Source organism: Paenibacillus sp. JJ1683 (assembly GCF_053006485.1).
The window spans coordinates 1,766,715-1,790,260 of the sequence record NZ_CM129820.1; the positions used below are offsets into that span (position 1 = coordinate 1,766,715).

Here is a 23,546-nt window from a genome sequence, read left to right on the forward strand (position 1 = left end):
AGGACAAATCCCCTCCTATTTTAGGAGGGGATTTTCTATCCCAACCACAAAACTCGAACTACAGCCATACTCACAATACCCACAACCACAGTAGCCAGCAAATTTTTGCTCCACAAAGCGGTCACCAGCGTAGGAAGGACCGCTATAAGCACTTGCCCATTAAGAGTGACCGAGGTTTCAGTTCGTACGAGCAGATTTTCCATGACCAGTGCCGTGAAGATGCAAATGGGGATGTAGGACAGCCACTGTAACACAGGTTTGGGCAACGTCAGTTTTTGCAGCACGACGAAGGGGATGATTCTCGGAATTGCCGTGACAATCATGCCGCCGATAATGATATACAGGACATTGGGACTAATATTCATTTGTCAGTTAACACTCCAATCGTTGCGGTGATCATGGTCGCTACAATGACGGCGATATGTGATGGCACCCACCAGGATAAAAGGTACATTAGAACGGCCATACATAGCACAAGTAGCAGGCGATGCTTGAGTTTGGAGGTCTGGACACTTTGGAGCTGGGAAATGAGTAGGGCCAGAAACATTGCAGGTAAGGCAAAGTCTAGACCAAATGCTTCCGGCTGGGAAATCCAATTCCCTAGCACTCCACCAGCCACACAGGAAGCAATCCAAGCGAGATAAGCTGTAATATTAAGTCCGTTCATCCAGCGGTCACTGACCTGCCCGCCTTTAGCCAATTTATCCGACGCTACCCCAAAGGATTCATCCGTCAAAAGGATACCGATGCCTATGTTTTTCCACAGTGAGTATTTAGAAAAGTAAGGAGCCAATGACGCACTTAAAAGCAGATGGCGAGCATTCACAATAAATGTCGTTAAAATAATGACAGACGGAGGACTGGCTGCCGCCAGCATCGAGCACATAATAAACTGGGAGGCGCCTGCGTATACAAGCGCTGACATCAGACCAATTTCCATGGTGCTAACCCCTGATGAAGCGCCCACAATGCCAGCTGCGAATCCAATACATACATAACCAAGCAGTGTAGGAATACAATCTTTAACCCCTTGTAAAACGCTCAGTGAATCGGGCTTCGTTCCGCTCAATTCCGAAGCTATGGACATGTTAACCTTACCCCCAGTGTATAAATTTTATAATAGTATATAACGGAAATTGCGAAGTATCAATATATTATACAATTGTATGTTATATTGAATAATCCCTATAGCGAACAAGTAGTTCGTAAAAAAAGGGCGCCCCAGTCAGTTCATGACTTATGGGACAACCCTAAGGTGGTGGCTTATATAAGCTCTTGCCGTTTTTTCAGATATCCGTAGAGAATCATTCCCGAGACCGCGCAGATGGCTGCACATAGACCAATAACTCCATATCCCGCCTGAAGCCCGCGCAGTATGCCAAGCTCAGTGGTTGCTCCGTAGACTATCTTGACCCCTTCGATTACCCAGCCGATCACATAGTTGCCAATGACACTACCTATGCCCATCAGTGTGACGACGAACGTAATAGCTGTATCACTGTCTTTCGGATATCTCCGTGCTATGAACGCCATCACGGTCGGATAGATCATTGCAATGCCGGCACCCGATGCGGCAAAGAGAAACGCCAGTCTCTCCCCACCCGCGATTGCTGCAAACGTACATATCGCTGAGAAGGCGGAGAATAGAATCGTCGAAAGTACAAACCCCATCCGGTCTGTGAGCGGACCAAGCAACAGGCGCCCCAACGAGAAGGTAAGAAAAAACGCTGAGAGCATGCTGGACGCCTTCACCGTGCTCCATGAATACGCTTTCTCTAAAAAGTTGACTAGCCAGCCCCCAACTGCGAGCTCAGAGACTACCCCAAACGACAGGATCATTACCATCATCCAGAGTGCCGGATCGCGGGTTAGGGTCTTGAGTGAGGTCCGTTCCTCATGCTGCAGATCGTCTCCCGGGAAGGTGCTGAGCAGCGCGGCCACAATCGGCAGCAGGCAGAGCGACAACATAGCCAGATACATTCCCCGCCAGTCTAGCGTATGCCCAAATACCGTCAGTGACATGACTCCCGTCGCCAGCAAAGGGGCGACTGTTGAGCTAAGCCCATAGAAAAAGTGAGACAAATTCATCATCGTGCCGGTATTTTTCACAAAAATCCTCGCCCCCAAAATTGCGAGTGCAATCTCCAGCATGCCGTTCCCGATATACATCAAGAAGTAGGACGAAGCGAAGAACGGATACGTGTGCGACAGGTAGATGAACACTCCCGAGATGATCATGGAAGCAAAAGAAATGATGCTGACCGCCTTGATTCCCCACTTTCGGACAAGGACAGCGGTGAACGAGCAGGCAATCAAATAACCAAGTGCGTTTAGAGACAACAATGTTCCGAGCTGCTGTTCATCCAGATTGAAGTCGAATTGAATGCGTGGAATGGCAGGACCTTTTATATTCTCCGAGATACCAAATACAATAAAGCCAATAAAAATTGTCGCCAGCTGCATCATGTACATGTGGCGGGACTTGCGGGTTTGCGGATTCAAATTTAGTCCCTCCTAGATAGTCAACGTTGATTTTCTCGCCTGTTGGGTGTTCAGGGATGGAAAAGTCACAGGATAGCGGCCCCCTTCAGGATATTACAATAGTTTTGAAAAACGTTTTAGTAAGTGAAGTTTAAGGACATTTATAGTTAATGTCAACAGTAAATTATAGCTACAGCGGACACTTTTGTGTATTCTTCATATATAGACTTTGGGATACGAGGAGGTATAATTCGGTGGATTCAATGCAATATATTATTGGTTCTAATTTGGCTCAAATTAGGAAAACTAGAGGACTTAGTTTGGATAAGGTGGCTGAACTGACAGGGGTTAGCAAAGGGATGCTGGCTCAAATTGAGAAGGGGAAATCTAATCCTACGGTAACCACACTTTGGAAGATTGCGAACGGCTTGCACGTATCCTTTTCGACCTTTCTTAAGGAAGACCCGCCGCAAATCACGAAGATTCGTAGAGCAGATCTGCATCCAGTTATTGATGAGGACGGTAACTATTTTGTTTACCCTGTCTTCCCGTATCACTCGGAAAAGAAGTTCGAGGTATTCACGGTAAGTCTGAAGCCAGGCTTTACACACAAGGCAGAAGAGCATCTGGGAGAGGAAACGATCCTCATGATCCGTGGGGAAATGTACTTTGAAATGCAGGGGCAACAGCTCCGATTGAGTGCAGGGGACGCCGTACAATTTCAAGGATCTGATATCCATACCTATCGTAATGATTCGGATGAGGATGCCGATTTTTATGTATTGATTTATTATGCGGATTAGTGGGATGATTAATATAGTCTACAACAGACTTCCACACAGGATTCTGCAAAATCCTGAGATATAAAAAGAGAGCAACGAGGAAAAGAGAGGAAAGAACCCATGGAAAGCAAGTACATCCGAGAAACCTACTGCTTTAAGACGTCCCGAGTATTTCCCAACGATATCAACAATCATAACACGCTCTTTGGAGGCCGATTGATGTCATATATCGACGATATCGCATCTATTGCTGCCGCCAAGCTGTGCCGTACGAACACAGTAACAGCCTCGACGGATTCGGTAGATTTTTTGCTGCCTATCCACCCGAGCGATTCTGTCACGCTGGAAGCGTTCGTAACTTGGACAGGCCGCAGCTCGATGGAGGTGTTCGTAAAAGTGATTCGCGAGGGATTGATGACTGGTGATCGCAAAATTGCAGCTACCGCCTTCCTGACCTTTGTGGCATTGGACGAGAACAATCGTAAAGTGACCGTCCCACAGGTGATTCCGGAAACAGAGGAGCAAATACAATTACACCAGACGGCTCCATCGCGCGCAGCCATACGGCGTCAGCGGAGGGAAGAAAGCAAGCAGCTGGCTAGTTTTCTGACGACAGATTTTCCGTGGGAAGTGTAGTGTACTAGACATCACCCATTTTACCGTTTTAGCATAAAAAGGAGCCGTTTTCCGTTAGAGATCACTACGATCTGTTCGGATGACGGCTCCTTTTGATAAGGATCTGAGCTATTCCACTTTGACTACACGGAAATGCTGGTTCGTCCCGCCATTATCGCCCCATTGAATGGCTTTAGCTCCATCGGCAGTGGCACCTTCGGAAATGTCGATTAGCTTGCCCGTTGCCCGATTTTTCAGCTTGTAATAGCCTCCGGTTACGGATACGAGCTGCCAATGCTGGCTGGACCAGCCTCCATCATTCCACTGTTCAATAACTGCGCCGTCTGCTGTAGCACCGCTTTCAACACCAATCAGCTTCCCGCTGTTCCGATTCACAATTTTATAATATCCGCCGCCTGCATCCTTAAGCTGCCATTGCTGGCTTGGCGCTCCGGAATTCACACGCTGCTCTAAATCTGCTCCGTCTGTCATCGCATTGCCAATGATGCCTAGCGACTTGTTGCTCTTGCGGCTTACCAGCTGATAATAACTATCCGGGTCGATGACCATCGGCGTAGTTACGCCCTCCACCACACCACTGGCGGTATCAATATTAATGCTGTCGAACCAATCCATAGCTAATGAGGTCGCGGTTGGAAAACGCAGCGGCAGCCATACATATTGAGAATCCTGCACAGGACCACTCCACGCCCCAGCCCAACGGTCGCCCAAATACAGATACGAGGTCGTCTGCGTACCTTCAACAGGAATGACGTAGGCCGACTGTGAACCATAGGTTGTACTATCCCCGAAATTCATCGTATTGCTCCAAGTTCCCTCAATGCTGGATGCGGTAGCATACTTGGCCTGATTGGGATTCCAGCCGGTTGCCCCGGATGTAATCAGGAAGTAGACGTCTCCTTTTTTGAACATCGCTGGAGCTTCACGATATTGTCCTGGCCAAAGTGTAGTCACCAGCGATTCAACTTGAAGGAAATCCGGTGTCAGACGATAAATGTTCAGATCCGCGTTTACACGGGTAGCCGAAATCAGGTATGCAGTACCGTTATCGTTGTATACGGTCATATCGCGCGAATCATAATCCAGCGGACGGAAGCTGCCCTGATACGTATAATCTCCGTCTACAGTATCGGATGAGGCAACTGCCACTCGGGCTTCGTTGTAATTAATCCCGTTTTCCTTGTGCATCCATAATACGTATTTGCGTGTTTTTTCGTTGTAAATCACTTTCGGACGTTCAATATTCGATACATTCAGCTCTGCGGCCGAGCTGCTGGTCAGCACGTTTTTACGAAACTCCCAATTTTTTAAATCAGAGGAACGATAGGCGGAGACCGCCTTGAACGTTCCATTCGGATTACGATTTTCACCAAACCAATAATAATAACCGTCCACCTTAATCATCCCGCCCCCATGGGCATGGACCACGTTTCCATCTGTATCTTTAAACTGAATGCCATTTACTACATTCGCTGAAGCAGCTGAAGCGATCTTAGGTGAAAACATCTGAAAAATGCTTAACGAAAGCAAAATAGTGAGCATAATACACAGCAAGCGGGCAAAATCATATTTCATTGTTTCGTCCTCCTCTGTATGGTTATTTTAAAGCGCTTTCATTAATAGGGTCTATGAAGTAGTTTTGATAGAGCTGCTTATCCCAATTGTATCCATATTGAATTGAAAGTGCTAGAGTAGTATATTGACCATGTATATGGCAAGTGTCATCCTAATTTAACAGACTTCAATCGACTGGTGAGTGTTACAAACTGGCTAATATCCATTAGGAATACAGGAGGCGACCATGGAAATATACGCGATTGATACAAGCAAGCCGGAGGCTGAGGAACATTATGAATTACTGGTAAATCAGGTTTCACTGGAAAAACAGCACAAGTTGGATCGTTTTTTACATCGAGAAGACGCTTTGAGGGGGTTATACGCCGATGTGCTGTTAAGGTGGTTGGTTTGTCGGCAATTAAAAATACCAAATGTCAGCCTTCAGTTTACATACAATGCTTTTGGCAAGCCCTCCTTGTTGAATGCGCCGGCATTCCATTTTAATGTTTCCCATTCGGGAAAATGGGTAGTATGCGCCATTGATGATCATCCGCTTGGTATTGACATTGAACAGCTCCGTCCTATTGATTTTGAGGTAGGCAGGGTATGCTTTTCAGACACAGAGTACGATGCATTAATGCAGCAGGATGCAGAGAGTCGTTTATCCTATTTTTACGATCTTTGGACGCTTAAGGAAAGTTTTGTGAAGGCCGAAGGGCAGGGGCTAACGCTACCATTAAAGTCTTTTTCATTCGAGTTGGAAGCACGACCGTCTATAGGGTTCACGACAGAGGGCTTTACTACTGAGTATTGTCATTTTAAGCAGTATGAGCTAGACCCAGATTATAAAATGGCTGTCTGTGCAGCTCATGATCACTTTGCGCAGGAGGTACAGCAGGTAGATATAAATACACTACGTTTGGAAGTGGCAACCTTGGCGTAATATGCAGCAGATCAAGCATATAGTTGGAGAAAAGGAGATGAGTGGCGTTGACATTCGTTTTGTTCAAGCGCGGCAGGTTATATGGGGACTGGGCTTCCAAAGGAGACTCCATCGTTGTACAGCATGGCCGCATACAGGCCATTGGATATGCCCGGGAGCTTGAATTGCAGTTGTCAGGTAAGGAGTACGAGACGGTGGATTGGGAGGGTGCCAATGTACTGCCGGGCTTAACTGATGCCCATATGCATTTGTCTATGCATGGTATGAAGCTGGCTATGCTGGATTTCACATCAGCTACTTCCAAGGACGAGATGCTGGCTATGCTGCGCAAGCGGGTCGCTGTAACACCGCCGGGAGAGTGGATTTTAGGTCTTAATTGGAACGAAAACGCGTTTATTCCTGTTGAAATTCCAAATATAGCTGAGCTGGATGCCATTACAGATCAGCACCCGGTATATCTGACTCGTACGTGCTTTCATACGTTTTTGGCCAATTCAGAGGCATTTCGGCGTGCAGGTATTCACGAGAACACCCCTGATCCGGCTTCAGGAGCCTATGGACGAGACGCAGAGGGACGGTTAAATGGATTGATTTATGAGGAAGCATCCTTTGCCTTTACAAGCGTGCAGCCAGAGCCGGATTATTCGGCGAAGAAGGATACGATCCGGCGAGCTTGTCTGGATGCGCTACGGCTGGGTCTGACTGCTGCACACACGGAGGATTTACGTTTTTTGGGCAGCGTAGAGACGATGCAGCGAATTTACAAGGAGCTGCGAGAAGAAGGTCTTGCTTTTCGCACACACCAGCTCATCTATCATCCATTTATGGAAGAAGTGAAAGTACAGAAGCTCCGTGCAGGTACCGGAAATGAGTGGTTCAAAATCGGTGCAATTAAAATATTTGCTGATGGCGCTATTGGTGGAAGAACGGCTTTATTATCCGAACCATATAGTGATGCTCCACATACGTGTGGAATGGCGATTCAACCACAGCCAGAGCTGAATCAGATGGTGGCAGCAGCCAGAGCCGCAGGCTTTCCAGTGGCTGTACATGCCATCGGAGATGGGGCGGCGCACATGATTTTGACAGCAATGGAGGCCCATGGACTAACGGAGGAAAGCGGGTTGCCGGATCGTCTGATTCATGGGCAGGTGCTACGGGCTGATTTGGTTAAAAGAATGGCGAAGCTGCCGCTGATTGTAGACATCCAGCCTCGTTTTGTCGCAAGTGATTTTCCCTGGGTGCTGGATCGGGTTGGGAAAGAACGGACCGAGTATTTATATGCCTGGAAAAAGCTGCTGCAAGCAGGCATTCCGTGTGCTGGAGGCAGTGATGCGCCGATCGAGCCCCTAAACCCATTTCTGGGTATACATGCGGCAGTGACTCGCGCCAAGCCGGAAGAAATGCATGAGGGCTATCTTCCTGCTGAGAAGCTGGATGTTCACGAAGCCATTCATCTGTTTACTATGGGAAGCGCAGTAGCGGCTGGGGAAGCTGATGAAAGAGGGACAATCGCTGAAGGCAAAGCCGCTGACTTTACCGTTATTGACCGCGATGTATCGGAAAGTCACCAAGCTTTGCTTGATGTTAAGGTACGAATGACCGTTGTGAACGGGCAAGTTGCATACCGGTCGTAGGCTGGTAATACGTGTGTATGGCAAAAGCCTTCAACTTCACTTTTTACGTGAGGTTGAAGGCTTTTGAATTTTTACAAGCCACGCTGTATGAAGCGGTCCGCATTTTTCACACTGGCCCACAGATCAGAGCTTGCGCCGCCTGGATACCAGTAGGCGAAGCCAGCAAATCCTTGATCCTGACCCAAGCGGTACTTACGAGTGAAGGATCGCCCTTCTTCCAGCCATAGCTTATGAAGCTGAGTATCTTTGTAAGACACGGTATACTGCTGAATATCCTCGTTCCAGATCGGTTTGGAGGAGATACGGGACACCAGCAGATTTTGCAGATCTAGTGAAATATCAGAGGAAGCGATGGATTGCCCGTTAGCGTTAAGTGTCCAATTCCGTGTAAATAACGGCAGCGCCAAAATTGCTTTTTCCGGATCGGTGGTTTGTACAAAGCGCCGCACGCTTTCACGCAGCCATGGCAGGGAGGACACGGAGCCGGGGATCGAGCTCCCCCCCCAATGCTCGTCATATCCCATCAGGATTAGATAGTCTGCAGCAGCGCCAAGCTTTTGATAATCAAAAGCGGCAGTCCAGTCCGTTCCGTAATCAGGAGATACACAGAGCGCCAGTACTGCATTTTGACTTTTCAACTTCGCTTTTAATTGTTGGACGAACAATGTAAGATAGGCACGATCCTGACCATCTACATTTTCAAAATCAATGACAAGCCCATCTAAACCATGTATAGATACAGCATTGGCAAGTTGAGTTATGGTTTTAGCCCGTAGAACCTCACTGGACAGAATTTGGTGCGTCAGCGCCAGATTGGAACGGTTGCCCACCATAGCCCAGATTTTTTTTTGATGCTGTTTGGACCAGGAAAGCAGCGAAGAGTTAGTGTAATCGCTGATACTGCCCGTTTCGTTCAGAAAAAACCAGCGTGGTGACAGGGTGTTGATGTTGGATTGAAGCACCGTATTTTGAAATTGCTGAACGGTTTGGTCATATTGCCAGCCTAATCGAATGGAAGAAGCGGTGGAAGCAGCTTGGCGAGCATGCTGTGTTGAATACGTCAGCAGACGCTCCAATAATGCCGCTGTTTCTTCACGAGTGAGAGAAGATGCCGGGTGGAAATAGTTGTTTTCACCTTTCATAAAGCCGTAACGATTCACGGTGGTTACCCCTTCAAGAGCCCAATCTGCAATTTCGTCACGATCGGTGAAAGAGGATGTGGTGCTACCTGATCCGCCCGAAGAGCGGATGAGACGTGCAATCATTAAGGCTGCTTCTTGCCGAGTTATAGGACTGTTGGGTTGGAATGTGCCGGACGTTCCTCCCTGGACGATATCGAGCTGCGAAGCCGCTTCGATCCAACCGTAGTACCACGCTTGTTTGGGAACATCCCGATAGGAGGAAACAGCTGCTTGTACAGGCTTCAGAGCGAGGACACGGTCCAATGCGGTAACCCATTCAGCTCTGGTAACGGCCTTTTTAGGTGAGAAGTAACCAGGTTGTGTACCGTTCAAAATTCCTTTAGCGTGTAGGGAAATAATAGACTGATAGGCGTAGCTGTGTGAAATATCTCGAAAAGCTACGCCGGTTGCTGCTGCCGGGGCAGCTAAGTATGAAGTGAATGCTGTGAATATTGTAATGGCTGTAGTTGCCGATAGAGTAAACCTGGTTAGCCAACGCGATCGTTTGGAACTCATCCCAATAACCTTCTTTTTTATGATAGATTGTAAGTGTATATATTGTTACTCGACGAATAATACTATCAAAAAGAGGAAAGTTATTCATTGCTAAATTGCTGGAAAAATACCAAAAAACCCGCTACCGATGGGTAACAGGTTTGATATTGGATAAACTATGCTTTTTTGGCATACATAATACCGATCGTTTGTGGACCACAATGACTAGATATAACACAGCCTGCTGTTGTTAACAGTACCTCTTGTGCGTTCGTTTCCTCTTGTAGGCGTGCTTGCAGCATCAGCGCATCTTCCTCAGCCAGAGCGTGCACGACAATGATCATATCGTTATCCATCAAATCCCGCTGGTTCAGGGCATTTTGCAGCATTTGTTCCAGTGCTTTTTCACGTTTGCCGCGGACCTTATAGGCAGGCGTCATTTTTCCATCAATCACTTTGATTACCGGACGAATTTTGAGCAGACTGCCGATCAGGTTTTGCATGCCTGAGCATCTTCCGCCTTTATATAGATATTCGAGTGTATCAATCACAAATTCCGTGTCGATTAGCGGTCTGGTTGCCGTCAACATATCTACAATCTGCTCTATTGTACTACCGTTTGCTGCCGCGCGAGCAGCTTTCATCACAAGCAAGCCAAAGCCGCACGAGAGATTTAGGGAATCAAAAACCGTAATGCGACCTTCTGGAAATTCGGAGGCAGCGAGCAGCGCATTCTGGTACGTCGATGATAGCTCGGAGGACAGACTGATATATAAAATGTCCTCTCCTTGTTCTATGTAGGGCGTAAAGGCTTGAATAAAATCTGCCGGAGAAGGTGCGGCGGTACGAGGTAAACGTCCCTCGCGGCTGACACGCTGAAATAATTGTTCCGGGTGAATGTTCACCCCATCTTGCAATGCTTCATCACCAAATACGGTATACAATGGTACAATGCTAATCTCGTACTGTTGACGCCAGTGAGCAGGAACATCACTGGTACTGTCTGCAAAAATTTTAATTTTGTTCATACATTAAATCCTCTCTGTGAGATGCAGAAAAATCATAAAGATTGCACAGACGAAGGATAAATATCCGCCGTGCTATTCGGAATGGCGAGACCGATGGCAAGTAGTGCAATAAAGCCTACAATAATGAGTGCATTAATGATTAATCCAATAATAGCAAAGGTTTTCTTACGGTTTTTTAACGCAATGCCGATGATTCCGACCACAAGTCCGCTACAATTGAGCAGTAGGCTGGCTAAAAAAATAAAGGGAATCAGCATGGTTCCGGTTTGCTGCAAGGCGACTTCCGGGTTCATAGTTTGGTATTGGCTGAAATGAGCCATCAGATTAATGACCATAATAGCCAGAATAATATATCCGATCAGACTGACGAGCGACATAATAAAAGAAGCAATTCCGGGACCGGAATGCTTGAGCTTGACCGGAGGCTGGAACACAGGAGCTTCTGAAAAAACAGGATGCTCCTCAGACGCAGCAGGCTTTTGCAAATTAGGATCTTGGTAACTCATTTTTTCAACTCCTTGAACATAGTCCGAACAGGTACTAATTTTCCACAAAATAAACAAAAAAGCAAGCCACTTTACACATTACCCTCCAATAGACAGGGCTTAATCATCAAATTTTGTATGCGGTTTGTTTACACACACTGGCTGGTAAACTTCATGCTGTTCCGATAAAATAAGAAGAACATTCGGGTAAAAGGATCAGTGAAAAGGAGTATAAAAAAACATGCAACGAAGATGGATTATGGTAGGATCTATAATGATGATGTTGGCGGTAGCCATTGGAGCGTTTGGGGCGCATATTGTAAAAGCACGGATTGATGCGGATGCATTGGCCGTATATGAAACCGGTGTGAAATATCATATGATTCACGCTGTCGGATTGCTGATCATTGCGTTGGCTGCCGGACAGTGGGGCCCTTCGACCCGCTTAAGATGGGCTGCGCGGCTGTTGTTCACGGGTATCATTTTATTTTCCGGCAGCCTGTATGTGCTAAGTTTAACCGGAATCCGTGTGCTGGGTGCGATCACCCCATTAGGAGGCGTGTGTTTTATTGCAGGATGGATATTGTTGGCATGGGCTGCTGCCGGTCTAAAGAAAGAGAATTAGAAAGCTCATTGCCCCATTTTAAAAAAGAGAATCGATAGGAAAGACGCCATGTTTTTCCACCGATTCTCTTTTTTCATGCTTACTTGTTCTAGTGAGATATTACATTTACGATGTGATCTCATCAATCTCATTCATTTTAAAGGAGTACACTTGCTTCTCATCAACATGATACACACTCAGCAGGTTATTATCATGATCCAGGTTGAGTATGCGGCATGGAATGCTGCGCTGTCCGCCATAGCGGTTCACGATTAACCGTACAAGCGTATTATCATGTATATAGCGTTTGATCCATTCGTACGTACTAAGGTCTTGTTGTATTGCAGGCTTTGGCTGTACGTGGGATTGTTTGATCTCTTGAATAACGGGTGTCTTGTTCGTAATTGCGGCTGATTTCTTTTTGGAGAATTTTTCCGCAAGCGTAGCGGCTGCATCAGACGGGCTATTAACGGCCGACTGTTTTTTTAGATACAATGCAGCTTCAATTAAATTACCAAGTTCAATACCGGATTGAATCCGACTATCCGCAATTTGTTCGTTTTGGCTCAAGAGATGAAGCAGGAACTGAAGGGCCTCTACGTTCGAACGACCTTTAACTAATACATCAACATTAAATAAATAACTGGTTTCGTCTTGATTTGATTCCTTTTTCATACATCCTCCAGCCCAAGCCCTGGGTAATTAGTCTTTTGTAGTACCTATCAATATATCATTAAAATGTAATCTGTCATAGGGCCTAGGGCCCTGTTGTTGGACATTAGCAAAAATAAGTTCTATATAAAGCCCTATGCGCTAAATTTTTTCTGAATCCACAGGAAATGTACATTTTAGCATGTGTGTACATGAATGAGGACTGTATATGAGAAGAATTAATAGAGCTAAAGTATGCATATACCGAGAATAAGTGAGGTGGGGAATGAAATCAAGTAATTTAAAATTTAAATATTTTACAAAAAAGTATAGCGTGGCATATCTTCATTAAGGATCTTTTTCCGCCGAGAAAAAAATTAAAATCCCCCTTAACGAAAGAGGGATTTGGCATATCGAAAACATGGTATATTATAGTAAGCAAAAAATAAAGTGGATGTTATATTCAATCAAAATGGGATTCGTTGTGATTGAATATGATAGTCATGTTCGACTGCCCAACTCACAAGACCACTCCAGAAATTTTCACAGACTGAAATGATCTTTGTTGGTTCCGCTAAATCTCCGGACATAACCAACTTAACTAGATGATCAAATCCCTCTGGACGATCCGGCAGTTCCAGTGCTTCTGGTAGAACCATTGAGCCCGTTGAGAAAAGCTTCTGATTGTGTAACCCAACTAACATAGCTCCATATTGGGCAAACTGCATGATCAAGTACGGCAAGTAGGTACGAGGGCCATTTATACTGACATTTCTAAGCTTTCCAATAAACTCATACATTTCACCTACAAGCACTTCGTTGATTGCATGCCTGAAATCTTCCTTTGTTGGGGATTCGGCAGCTTCCTTTAATATGGAAAAAAAGTCTTTAGGATCATACAGACGAAGTGGGGAAAAGAAGGGTCCATGTGTCAACGGCCACGTACCCTCAACAGTAGAGGCGGTTTTCAGGAGAATGTCTGAACTACAGACGTTCACCTCGGCTTTCCAGGGACCGGCCGACCATTCATGGCTAAAATCTACGGGAGCGTTGGATTCACTTAGTACACAAAACATTTCAATATCTGAGAAAGGGCCGTCCGTACCTTTGGCAACAGATCCATAGACCCCTATAGCTAGAATTATGTCTTTGTATACTTCATGTAACCTAGCAGCTATTTCATGGCACGTCTGAAGCCTCTCATTTCGGGAAATGTGGACAGGTCCATTCATGTTCATTTGTGATTCTCCCTCCGTTTTTAGCAAGCATGGTATGGAGTGCTGTGGGGAAATAGCGACAAGTGAAAACATCTATTTTATCAGTAGTGTGGTGACTTATGAAGCCCTTTGTTAAGATAACTAAAAACATTACGGTCAATAATTTTATTTTTCATTGTGTGATTAATGAAATGCCTAGCAAAGATTTTGTCAGTCTTAGAATATACTCTTCCAAAACTTCATTTTTTGAAGTGAGCTTTTCATGGAAGGGGAGCTGGTCCATCAACCTTCATAAACCCAATACTTGTGCCCGTATCATTAAATATGCTATAGCACTCGGATGGGATTACAGCCAAGAAAAGAAACAGATGAAAATGGATCAGGCTGATTTTCTTATAGCCGAACTAGGCTTAGAGGACTAAGGTGAAGTGTTTGATCGTACCAACTAAGAGATTTGTCCAATCTACTGATTCGCCATTTGATTCGCCATTCAGCGAGGGTTTAATTTCACCTGTGAGCCCTTGCCGCCCGTCTGGATTCCAGTTTCCTTTACACCGACTTCCTTCAGATCGCCCAGTAGACGCTCCAGCACCGCTTTGGCGACAGGTGCTTCTTTTGCGCCTGAGGCCTTAACGACCAACTGTACCGGTTTACCAGAACGGAGTTGTTTGTCCGCCTGACGCAGCTTCGTGTCGTAATCATGCTCCTCAATGTGAGCGGTGAAGCGAAGCTCCTTGACCTTTACTTTACCATGGTTTCCTGCGGCTTGGCCGTTATTTGTTTTGCTTGCTGCGGCTTTTTTTTGCACAAGCGCTTTTCCTTTGCCCTTTGCAACCAAGCTGCACGGTGGCGGACTACTCATCAGTGAGGTGCAGACCAGGTCCACTCCCTTGGATCGGGCCATAGCCAAGGCTTCTGACTTGGAAACAACGCCGAGCTTCTCCCCTGAGAGTCCGGTGAGCACCACCTCGTCAGCTTTAATTTGCTCGTTGATTAATACTGCCACTTCAATGTAGCCTCCCTTAAACAATGATAAAACTATCATATACGGAACCTATGTGCGATTCAATTGAACTTCGATATATCCTTATTGACAAAAATCACTAACCCCTATACTCTTTTACTGATAATGATTATCATTTTCCGATGCATATACATACAGGGGTGATTGAGAGAAATGAAAAAGATGTGGAATGGCCTATTGTTATTTGTAGTTTTAGCGATTGTATTGGCAGGCTGCGGTTCGGCTGCGAATAGCTCGAAGACGGAAGGAGCTACAGGGTCTGAGCAGACATCTACAGCGGCTGGTCCGGTTACGGTTAAGGACGACCATGGGGAAGTCAAGCTGGACAAGCCAGCGGAACGTGTCGTTGTACTCGAATGGACGTTTACCGAGGATCTGATAGCACTTGGCGTACAGCCGGTCGGGAATGCGGACAATGCCAATTACAAGCTGTGGGTGACACCAGAGGCGAAGCTGGCTGATACCGTAACGGATATCGGTACACGGGGCGAACCCAATCTCGAAGCGATTGCGGCGCTCAAGCCGGATCTTATTATCTCTAACGCCGATAACAATGCAGCGATCTATGCACAGCTTAAGGGAATTGCACCGACGATAGAGTTTGATCCTTACAAGGGGAACGGCTATGATTACGACCGTATGGTCGAGATTTTCAAGCAAATCGCGATGGCTACCGGTAAAACGGAACAGGCTGATAAAGTCTTAAGCGAACTTGACCAGCACTATGTAGAGGCAAAGGCAACATTGGAGAAGGCGGGCAAAGCAGACTTTCACTATGCGCTGACACAGGCCTTTACAGCTCAAAATGCTGCCAGTCTGCGTATGTTCAAGGATAATTCGGTTGTAGCGGGAACGCTTGCGAAAATTGGCCTGGTGAACGACTGGAAGTCGGACCAGACTGAGAAGTACGGATTTAGTACCGTTGGAATCGAAGCTCTTCCAGCTGTACAGGACAGTAATTTTATCTACATTACGCAGAAGACGGACGATATATTTGGCGCTGCGATGAAGAACAACACGGTATGGAACGGACTGAACTTTGTTAAAGAAAAACGCACCTACCCGCTGGACGGTACAACATGGACTTTCGGCGGCCCAATTTCGTCCAAAGTACTGGTTGATCAAGTAGTTGGAGCTCTGACGAAATGACCCGAACGGACACAACGGGATTATCGAAGACTTGGCGTATAGGAAGCATCTTTGGGGGCGGCTTGATCGTCCTCATCGTGCTTTTTTTTGTAAGCTTGTGTTATGGGGAGGCTTCGATCCCGCTCCATACAGTCATCGAGGCGTTGACCCAGCGTCAGGATACGCTTGAGCATAACATGGTTTGGGATCTTCGGATGCCGCGTACGGTCATTGGAATCCTGGCTGGCGGTGCGCTGGCCATCGCGGGTGCTTTGCTTCAGGCCATCACTAAAAATCCACTGGCAGCTTCTGATACCCTAGGGATAAACGCTGGTGCCTACTTTGTGGTCGTACTGGGTGCGGTGATGTTTCCCGGATTGCTGCACCAGGCGCCATTTCTATTTGCCGCTGCTGGCGGTCTGTTGGCAGCGGTGTTGGCTTACTTTATGGGCGGGGGAAGAGCTGGAACTCCGATTCGGTTGGCGCTTGCCGGCTTGATCGTATCCATGGTTCTTGGTTCGTTCACCGGAGCGCTACATATCTTTTATTCATTTGAAACACAGGGACTGTTTCTCTGGGGTTCGGGCTCACTGGTGCAAAATGATTGGAGTGGGACGACTTACGCTTGGCCTTGGGTCGTAGGACTCTCGGTCATTGCTGTCTTGCTGTCAAGGCAGTTTGATGTGCTGGATCTGGATGAGTCCACATCCACGTCCCTTGGACAAAAGGTTAGCTTAACCCGGGCGGTGGGTATTGTATTGGCGGTTCTGCTGTCGACCATTACAGTCAGCGTCATTGGGCCCATCGGGTTTGTAGGTTTGGTGGCTCCGCATTTGGTGCGCCTAAGCGGGTTGAAAATGCATCGTTGGGTGCTGCCCGGTTCCTTCCTCTGGGGGGCACTGCTGTTGATCGGCGCAGACGTGCTGGCGAAAATGATTCACAAATCAAGCATGGATCTGCCAACCGGAGCGGTCATGGCCTTGATTGGGGCACCTTGGTTGATTTGGCTGATTTTGCGGAAAATGAAGCTGCCATCCGGTATCGGCGGACAGTCTTCCATGAACATAGGTGTGCGCTCTCGGAAATTACCGTTTGGCAGACTGGCTACAATATTTGCGTGCTGTGCCGTGCTGCTAACGGTATTCAGCCTGATGTTTGGAGGAATGCGCATTCCAGTGGGGGATCTGCTATCAGGCCTGTTTGGCGGGGAGAGTGCGAATTCGGCTTTGCTTCAATTTAGAATACCACGTACGCTGGTGGCGGCCGGGGCTGGTATCGCGCTTGCGGTCAGCGGCGTCTTGATCCAACTAGCGGTTCGTAATCCTTTGGCGGATGCCTCGATCATTGGAGTTTCGTCAGGGGCTGGTTTCGGTGCGCTTGCAGTGATTATCGTGTGGCCTGGGCTGCCTATTTATATGCTGCCCATCGCGGCGATTGCTGGAGCGACAGTGTCGGCAGCGGTGATCTTCTTTTTATCGTGGAACAAGCACCTAAATCCGTCAGTGGTCATCCTGCTTGGGATTGCCGTATCTGCCATCGGATCAGCCGGTATTCAGGTGTTGATCATCCAAGGTTCGCTCTGGGGTAGCACAGGCTATATCTGGCTGACTGGTAGCACCTACGCTCGAAACTGGGGGCAGGTGGCAACCATTCTGGCCTTTCTACTCGTGTTGTTGCCAGTAGCATGGTGGCTGGCTCGCCGTTTCGATCTTTTGGTATTTGACGATAGCAGCGCTATGGGACTGGGGCTTCCGGTGCGCCGCACCCGGCTGTGGGCGATGGTAGTAGGTGTGCTGCTGGCGGGTGGAGCAGTAGCCTGTGTGGGTACAATCGGCTTCATTGGGCTGATTGCTCCGCATATCGTGCGTACGTTGATCGGGCACCATGTACGCCGTTCCATTGTTCTGTCTAGCATCTTGGGAGCGGTCATGCTGGTGCTGGCGGATACGATTGGACGGACCGTGCTTGCGCCGACCGAAATTCCTTCTGGATTGCTGATTGCACTAATCGGTGCACCGTATTTTCTGTACTTGATGTACCGCTCGAATAAGAGTAAATCTGTGTAGTTGAGATGACACGAACAGGCTGTTTCCAAGCGGATTCTCCGTGAGGAAGCAGCCTTTATTATTTTTTTCTATGTAATCATCTGAGGAATCATCTGAATTAAATATTTACAAATCTAATAAAGTAGATATAATGTGAAGTATGGAACCGTCATTGATTTATAAAGCTTTGTCGAACGAGACTCGTCGTCTGATTATGCAGTGGTTAAAAAAACCAGAAGATTATTTTGATGAGCAGGCTTATTTAAAGCAAGGGCTCAATTTTCAAATTGGTGTATGTGTGGGAGATATTCAGGCCAAATCGGGACTTGCACAGTCTGTAATCTCAAGTTATTTATTAACGATGCAAAAATCCGGTTTGTTAGAGTCTGAGCGAGTAGGAAAGTGGACGTACTACCGTCGGAATGAAAAAACAATACAGGAATTTGCCGAGTACATCCAAAAAGAACTATAAACAGAAAGGAGTTTTTTTTCACATAACATATCTATAAATCTATATATATAATTAATTGGAGGCTTATACTTAAATATGAAAAAGGTTAACCCGTTACTTATTATCATTCTAGCTTTGGGCGTGTTCGGCATTATTACAACGGAAATGGGGATTATAGGCGTTCTTCCCCAAGTCACTCAAAAATTCAATATATCAGCTTCCCAAGCTGGTTGGCTCGTCAGTATATTTTCTTTCGTTGTTGCGATCTCAGGACCGTTTTTGACCTTACTCGTTTCTGGCATGAATCGTAAAGTTGTTCTATTAATAGCAGTATTCAGTTTTGTTATTTCAAATCTTGTCTATGCCTATACTACTCATTTTGAGGTCATGCTCATTTTTCGTGTTCTTCCTGCAATATTTCATCCTGTCTTTTTTTCAGTTGCCCTCGTGACCGCATCTAATCTTGTTCCCCCTGAAAAGAGCAGTAAAGCCGTCACCAAGGTTTTCGCCGGAATCACGGTGGGATTTGCTTTTGGCGTACCCTTGACTTCTTATCTTGCTGAGAAAATAGCGTTAGAAGCTGCTTTCTGGTTTGGAGCTGTCGTAAGCATGATTGCATTTGTAGGAATCCTCATATGGCTTCCTTCTCTACCTGTTCAGGAAAAAATGTCTTATGGCAGACAGCTAAGTGTATTACGCAAGCCTCAATTATGGTTCAATATTGTGTCAGTTATTTTTATCTTTGCAGCTATGTTTTCAGTGTATAGCTATTTTGCTGAATATCTTGGAGAAATAACCCGTATGAACGGGTCATGGATCAGTATGATGCTGATGGTCTTTGGAATCGTTATGATTTTTGGGAACTTTTTATTTGGGGGATTACTACATAAAAATCTGACAAAGACTGTCATCACGTTCCCGTTGCTATATATGGTCATTTACGTACTCACTTATGCTCTGGGTACTTCTTTCCTACCGATGATTGTGGTTGTGCTCATTTGGGGAGCTGTACATTCCGGAGGGCTAATTATTAGCCAAGCATGGTTAACCACTGAAGCGAAAGAAGCTCCAGAGTTCGGTAATAGCCTATTTGTCTCATTTTCTAATCTCGGTATTACGATAGGGGCTGCTATGGGTGGGTGGTTTATCTCTCACTTGGGAATACACCAGCTCATCTGGAGCGGAATGATGTTTGCACTGCTAGCATTTTTATCAATTATCATAAAAATAAAAATGTTCAAATCAAATGCAACGGAAGTCAACGTGCGTTAAAATATGGAGAGGCAAACGGGATCTTGGCGTTGCTCACCTGGGGAGTGATATCCTTAATTAAGCGTTTTCGCTAATCGTAATAAAGGAGTAGACATCTCTATGTGTTGAAATTACATAATTTATGGGGAGGAATCTGATGGATATTCGAATGTATCACGATCTGGAGGCTCAATTGGAAGAAGCGATTTGGGCTCTTGGAGAGGAAGCAGCTCTTACACTTCCCATAGATAGCGGTATGGCCGAGGAAAAGGCACAGAAGGCTTGGGATCTAATCCCTGAGCCAAAGCATACATGGGGCATTACAGGTGTAACCTTGCATCAGTATGTTCAAATACTCAACTATAACAGTCATATGGAGCGATCAGTAGAGCTTTTAAATGACGAAATTTTAGATTTGGAAGGTTCAGGGTACCGAATTATACATGCAGAGCCTTACATTTTAATGGCGGAAACGCATCTTCTTCAGAGCAAGCCTGGATTAGCTCATAAATATCTCAAGAAGGCATACTCGATTGGGGGCGCACGGGCATTTCGGGATCAGCCCAAGCTTTATCTCGAAATGGCGAAAAGTAAAGCTCTGGATGAACAGGATGTATTACTTCGATTTAAGGCGTTGGATGTGAATGCCAAACTTTTGAGCGAATTAAAAGATAGCCAATAATCAATGTAATGGTCTTATTTTTTATTTATGAGGAGGACGACTGCTTTGAAATTAAAAGAAGTGCTCTTAGGTACACACAGCTTCGAAGCGATGAAGATTTTTTACGGTTCTCTCCTGGATTTGCAGGTTGTAGAGGAGGGGACTTCGCGGTTATCGTTTCAAGTAGGTGAATCGGTGCTTGCTTTTCAGGAATCCTCCCATATGGAAAATGAGTTTTACCATATTGCCTTTACGATTCCAACCAATAAATTTATAGAAGCCAAACAGTGGGCTATCAACCGAGGAATTTCGTTGATTTCAAGGCACCAAGAAGATGAGTTTTATTTCGAAAACTGGAATGCAACCGCGTTTTACTTCTATGATCCGGATCAAAACCTCGTTGAATTCATTGCTCACCATACACTCGATAATGCAGTCGCTGAAGCTTTCGGATCTCACTCGATACTTCGTATAAGCGAGATTGGTCTTCCGGTCGATGATGTTCCAGAGGGTTCTAGAATAATTACCGAAACGTTCCAACTTAATTCATGGGGAGGGGCTGGACAGAAATTTGTACCGCTAGGGGATGTGGAAGGTTCCTTTATTGTTACAGACAAGCAACGTCCCTGGTTTCCTGATGATAGGCTTCCGACCGTGTTCAGCATCCGTGTCTTGTTTGAAGGTATATGCTCTGCCCGTCTTTCGCTTCATAATGGGTCGTATGAATTGAGATCAACCTGAGTTAAGGCTTCATCTCATTGCCACCACCCTGGATTTCTAGAATAGATCAATAAGAGGAATATCCGGGGATTACCATACATATAGGAGAGAATAGATGAATATTAGATTGCTAAATTCAAATGAAAATTATCCGTTAGAGCTCTTGTTACTAGCTGATCCTTCGCGCCAACTTGTTGAGGAATATTTGAAAAGAGGGCAGTGTTATGTAGCAGAAATTGACCATCAAATTGTGGGAGTCTATGTTCTTTTACCTACAAGACCTGAAACAATTGAGGTGGTGAATATTGCAGTATCGGAAGTCATGCAGGGTAAGGGGATTGGCAGACAATTAGTGACACATGCGATTGAAACAGCCCGGATACAAGGCTATAAAACATTAGAAATTGGTACAGGAAACTCTAGCATTGGACAGTTAGCTCTCTACCAAAAATGTGGTTTCAGAATTGTAGGTGTAGATCTAGATTTCTTTGTCAGACATAATTATGTAGAAGAAATTTATGAGAATGGCATACAGTGTAGAGATATGATTCGTATGTCTCAGGATTTGTAGAGCTTAATTTTCTTTGCAAACCCTTCAAAGGTATCTTAAGTAAGGTTCTGAAAGGTATATGATATTGTGCCAAAAGATGGTACAATGAATTGCGGAAAGGCTATACAATCATTGGATTGCAATAGTCCTTTTTTAATGAGCTGATATCCTACTAAGTTCCTGACAAGGGGTGGTTACTTTGTACAACACAACAACCACGATACTCACAGAGATAGCAAAACATATGAGAGATCATGATTTAATCCTAAGTGATTTAGCTAGAGCAGCCGAAATGAATCCGGGCACCATGAGCAGTATTATTAATGGGAATCGCACACTTTCAGTCGATCAGTTAGACCGAATTACACAAGCGATGGGCTATCCCGTTGGTTATTACTATGAACGCTACGTGTCTGAGTATTTAGCAGAGGCTAATCCGAATTGGCGTCGAATGAGTCCTTTTATACATAATTGTGCGAGACTCAATAAATTGGACTGCATTCATGATGTGGTTAATTTATTGATGGATAAGTTAGGCTATTCAGAATCTTTATTTGAGCTTGCCGAAGAATTATTTCATGAAAAAATGTATCAAGCGGCAACCATACTTTATGAAAATGTGGCTATAAGTGAAAAAAAGCAATATTCGGAACGTCTGGCTATGTGTCAGTACCGTTTGTTCCATACTAGGCAAGGAGATAATCAAGAGAAAAACTATGAAGCAGCCGTTCAATTTGAAATATACGTTGATCGACTAGATGAGATAGAACAGTTAGATGCATTAAAAGATCTGGCGAATACATACCGTTCGTTACGAAAATGGGACAAAGTAGAATTATTCGCTAAAGCTCTGGGAGACAAGGCAAAAATTCAATATAAACTGGAGCAAGAACGCCATCCATCCAAAAGAGAAAATGCAAAGAAACCAAGCTTTCCTCTGTTTGCGTATTGGGCTTTTTCTCATTTGCTTCGTGCAGAAGTTTGTGAGGCTCATAAAGATTATGAGAAGGCACTTCAGCATACGTACAAATATGGTGACTTAAGTTGGGTGAAAGATTCAGATGAAATCACTTCAGAATGGAAAATGAGATATAAAGAATGGTCTAAAGCCAATACTTATGTAAATAAACTTCATGCTGGTGAAATTGGTGTTCTGGCTGATTATGTAACATTATTTTCTTCAAGGAAAGAAGAATTACTTTCGGGATTAGATAACATACTTGAGGCTGCTAATCGATTTCATTTAAATGTTGATCATATTCTAAATCAATTTAAAACAGAAATTTTAGCTTTGCTGGATAAACCCGAGTGTGTAGGTACGTACAATCAACAATTAGTTATAGAACGTTATATCCATTTCACACATGAATTAGCAGTTTACTACTTTAACAAAAGTAATTTTGTAAATGGCTTTACTTTTTTGTTAAATTGTTTGGAAAAATCTACATCAATCAATAATAAGTCGTATATAATTAAGTGTGTAAAACTGTATGAGTTCTATCAAGAGTGTGCAGCATCTGAGACGAAGACAGCATATAGAAATATAATTAATGAGGTGGATAATGATGAGACGTAAAGTAATTCTATCTTTTTTAGTTACTAGTTTTATACTAGTAGTAGTAGTTCCCCCTCTTCAGTATCAAGACAAAGGGTCTATTTATGAGCCCACTGGACAACACGGAGGAATGTGAGAATAAAAAGGTCTCCAGTATAGGACACAGTAGAACCTAAAAATATACTATTAATAAGTGGTTAGATGGAATGATCCGTCTAGCCTTTTTATTACCTATTTTGCTGTATACCAGCAATATGAGGAAATTTTCTTTTGAGAAATATATGTAAAAAGTGCAAAAATATAATGTGTGCTGTTGTAAACAACTAAAAAGGGTGTTTGGCTTTGTTCTAAAAACAGTACAATTATGATTGATAAAGTAATATTTACTAACTATTTATCTATTACATCGCTTAACTATATATATCATATTCCGAGTCTACGTTAAAAGGAAAGGGTGGTATATC

At 44.9% G+C, this 23,546-nt stretch carries 24 protein-coding genes; 14 read left to right on the top strand and 10 right to left on the bottom strand.

Annotated elements, in window-relative coordinates; all coding sequences use genetic code 11:
* Positions 1-35 precede the first annotated feature (35 nt).
* The 3 genes from ACUC6J_RS07625 to ACUC6J_RS07635 form a co-directional block, all read right to left on the bottom strand.
* Entirely contained in the window at positions 36-365 is a 330-nt protein-coding gene (locus ACUC6J_RS07625) for an AzlD domain-containing protein (RefSeq protein ID WP_016820471.1), read from the bottom strand.
* Positions 362-1,087 carry an AzlC family ABC transporter permease gene (locus tag ACUC6J_RS07630; protein ID WP_016820470.1) on the bottom strand — a complete coding sequence of 242 codons (726 nt, stop codon included), beginning with the start codon at positions 1,085-1,087 and terminating at the stop codon, positions 362-364. The genes ACUC6J_RS07625 and ACUC6J_RS07630 overlap by 4 nt, the downstream gene beginning before the upstream one ends.
* Before the next feature lie 176 nt (positions 1,088-1,263).
* Positions 1,264-2,502, bottom strand: a complete 1,239-nt coding sequence (locus ACUC6J_RS07635) for an MFS transporter (RefSeq protein ID WP_017426681.1) — start codon at positions 2,500-2,502, stop codon at positions 1,264-1,266.
* 233 nt (positions 2,503-2,735) lie between these two features.
* On the opposite strand from ACUC6J_RS07635, the gene ACUC6J_RS07640 reads away from it, so the two are divergent.
* Both ACUC6J_RS07640 and ACUC6J_RS07645 read left to right on the top strand, forming a co-directional pair.
* Entirely contained in the window at positions 2,736-3,284 is a 549-nt protein-coding gene (locus ACUC6J_RS07640) for a helix-turn-helix domain-containing protein (protein ID WP_016820468.1), read from the top strand.
* A gap of 99 nt (positions 3,285-3,383) precedes the next feature.
* On the top strand, positions 3,384-3,899 hold the full coding sequence (locus ACUC6J_RS07645; protein WP_014599583.1) for an acyl-CoA thioesterase: 516 nt from the start codon (positions 3,384-3,386) through the stop codon (positions 3,897-3,899).
* 108 nt (positions 3,900-4,007) lie between these two features.
* Here the strand turns inward: ACUC6J_RS07645 and ACUC6J_RS07650 are convergent, their stop codons facing one another.
* Entirely contained in the window at positions 4,008-5,474 is a 1,467-nt protein-coding gene (locus ACUC6J_RS07650; protein ID WP_447250008.1) for an RICIN domain-containing protein, read from the bottom strand.
* 226 nt (positions 5,475-5,700) lie between these two features.
* Here ACUC6J_RS07650 and ACUC6J_RS07655 point away from each other — a divergent pair, with 226 nt between their 5' ends.
* Both ACUC6J_RS07655 and ACUC6J_RS07660 read left to right on the top strand, forming a co-directional pair.
* The gene (locus tag ACUC6J_RS07655) at positions 5,701-6,399 is read left to right on the top strand and encodes a 4'-phosphopantetheinyl transferase family protein (RefSeq protein WP_447250009.1); all 699 of its coding nucleotides are present in this window, start codon (positions 5,701-5,703) and stop codon (positions 6,397-6,399) included.
* A gap of 47 nt (positions 6,400-6,446) precedes the next feature.
* Positions 6,447-8,036: an amidohydrolase gene (locus tag ACUC6J_RS07660; protein ID WP_447250010.1), complete on the top strand. Its 1,590-nt coding sequence runs from the start codon at positions 6,447-6,449 to the stop codon at positions 8,034-8,036.
* A 71-nt stretch (positions 8,037-8,107) separates the two neighbouring features.
* Here the strand turns inward: ACUC6J_RS07660 and ACUC6J_RS07665 are convergent, their stop codons facing one another.
* The 3 genes from ACUC6J_RS07665 to ACUC6J_RS07675 all read right to left on the bottom strand — a co-directional run bounded on the left by ACUC6J_RS07665 (position 8,108) and on the right by ACUC6J_RS07675 (position 11,246).
* Positions 8,108-9,733: an S-layer homology domain-containing protein gene (locus tag ACUC6J_RS07665; RefSeq protein ID WP_447250011.1), complete on the bottom strand. Its 1,626-nt coding sequence runs from the start codon at positions 9,731-9,733 to the stop codon at positions 8,108-8,110.
* Between the two features lie 155 nt (positions 9,734-9,888).
* Complete coding sequence (locus ACUC6J_RS07670; protein ID WP_016820463.1) at positions 9,889-10,740, bottom strand: DegV family protein; 852 nt, start codon at positions 10,738-10,740, stop codon at positions 9,889-9,891.
* 32 nt (positions 10,741-10,772) lie between these two features.
* Positions 10,773-11,246 carry a hypothetical protein gene (locus ACUC6J_RS07675; protein ID WP_103042333.1) on the bottom strand — a complete coding sequence of 158 codons (474 nt, stop codon included), beginning with the start codon at positions 11,244-11,246 and terminating at the stop codon, positions 10,773-10,775.
* A gap of 220 nt (positions 11,247-11,466) precedes the next feature.
* Here ACUC6J_RS07675 and ACUC6J_RS07680 point away from each other — a divergent pair, with 220 nt between their 5' ends.
* Positions 11,467-11,850 carry a DUF423 domain-containing protein gene (locus ACUC6J_RS07680; protein ID WP_016820461.1) on the top strand — a complete coding sequence of 128 codons (384 nt, stop codon included), beginning with the start codon at positions 11,467-11,469 and terminating at the stop codon, positions 11,848-11,850.
* A 105-nt stretch (positions 11,851-11,955) separates the two neighbouring features.
* On the opposite strand, the gene ACUC6J_RS07685 is transcribed toward ACUC6J_RS07680, so the two are convergent.
* Positions 11,956-12,504: a hypothetical protein gene (locus tag ACUC6J_RS07685; RefSeq protein WP_016820460.1), complete on the bottom strand. Its 549-nt coding sequence runs from the start codon at positions 12,502-12,504 to the stop codon at positions 11,956-11,958.
* Between the two features lie 443 nt (positions 12,505-12,947).
* Complete coding sequence (locus ACUC6J_RS07690; protein ID WP_447250012.1) at positions 12,948-13,718, bottom strand: ANT(4')-I family aminoglycoside nucleotidyltransferase; 771 nt, start codon at positions 13,716-13,718, stop codon at positions 12,948-12,950.
* A 98-nt stretch (positions 13,719-13,816) separates the two neighbouring features.
* Between ACUC6J_RS07690 and ACUC6J_RS07695 the strand changes: the two genes are divergently transcribed.
* A complete protein-coding gene (locus ACUC6J_RS07695; RefSeq protein WP_447250013.1) occupies positions 13,817-14,119 on the top strand; it encodes a hypothetical protein in 303 nt (100 codons plus the stop codon).
* Between the two features lie 68 nt (positions 14,120-14,187).
* Here ACUC6J_RS07695 and infC read toward each other — a convergent pair whose 3' ends face one another.
* Positions 14,188-14,703 (bottom strand): translation initiation factor IF-3, encoded by a 516-nt coding sequence (gene infC, locus ACUC6J_RS07700; RefSeq protein ID WP_447250014.1) that lies wholly within the window; start codon positions 14,701-14,703, stop codon positions 14,188-14,190.
* 171 nt (positions 14,704-14,874) lie between these two features.
* Here infC and ACUC6J_RS07705 point away from each other — a divergent pair, with 171 nt between their 5' ends.
* The 8 genes from ACUC6J_RS07705 to ACUC6J_RS07740 all read left to right on the top strand — a co-directional run bounded on the left by ACUC6J_RS07705 (position 14,875) and on the right by ACUC6J_RS07740 (position 23,103).
* Positions 14,875-15,870, top strand: a complete 996-nt coding sequence (locus ACUC6J_RS07705; protein WP_447250015.1) for an ABC transporter substrate-binding protein — start codon at positions 14,875-14,877, stop codon at positions 15,868-15,870.
* Complete coding sequence (locus ACUC6J_RS07710) at positions 15,867-17,915, top strand: iron ABC transporter permease (RefSeq protein ID WP_340864473.1); 2,049 nt, start codon at positions 15,867-15,869, stop codon at positions 17,913-17,915. Before ACUC6J_RS07705 ends, ACUC6J_RS07710 begins: the two co-directional genes overlap by 4 nt.
* Positions 17,916-18,054: 139 nt before the next feature.
* Entirely contained in the window at positions 18,055-18,366 is a 312-nt protein-coding gene (locus ACUC6J_RS07715) for an ArsR/SmtB family transcription factor (protein ID WP_014599587.1), read from the top strand.
* A 75-nt stretch (positions 18,367-18,441) separates the two neighbouring features.
* Positions 18,442-19,617 carry an MFS transporter gene (locus ACUC6J_RS07720; RefSeq protein ID WP_447250016.1) on the top strand — a complete coding sequence of 392 codons (1,176 nt, stop codon included), beginning with the start codon at positions 18,442-18,444 and terminating at the stop codon, positions 19,615-19,617.
* A gap of 136 nt (positions 19,618-19,753) precedes the next feature.
* A complete protein-coding gene (locus ACUC6J_RS07725; RefSeq protein WP_017426694.1) occupies positions 19,754-20,278 on the top strand; it encodes a hypothetical protein in 525 nt (174 codons plus the stop codon).
* A gap of 45 nt (positions 20,279-20,323) precedes the next feature.
* Positions 20,324-20,998 (top strand): VOC family protein, encoded by a 675-nt coding sequence (locus ACUC6J_RS07730; RefSeq protein ID WP_090887761.1) that lies wholly within the window; start codon positions 20,324-20,326, stop codon positions 20,996-20,998.
* A 94-nt stretch (positions 20,999-21,092) separates the two neighbouring features.
* A complete protein-coding gene (locus tag ACUC6J_RS07735; protein WP_016820451.1) occupies positions 21,093-21,548 on the top strand; it encodes a GNAT family N-acetyltransferase in 456 nt (151 codons plus the stop codon).
* 223 nt (positions 21,549-21,771) lie between these two features.
* Positions 21,772-23,103: a helix-turn-helix domain-containing protein gene (locus tag ACUC6J_RS07740; RefSeq protein ID WP_164965406.1), complete on the top strand. Its 1,332-nt coding sequence runs from the start codon at positions 21,772-21,774 to the stop codon at positions 23,101-23,103.
* Positions 23,104-23,546: the final 443 nt, after the last annotated feature.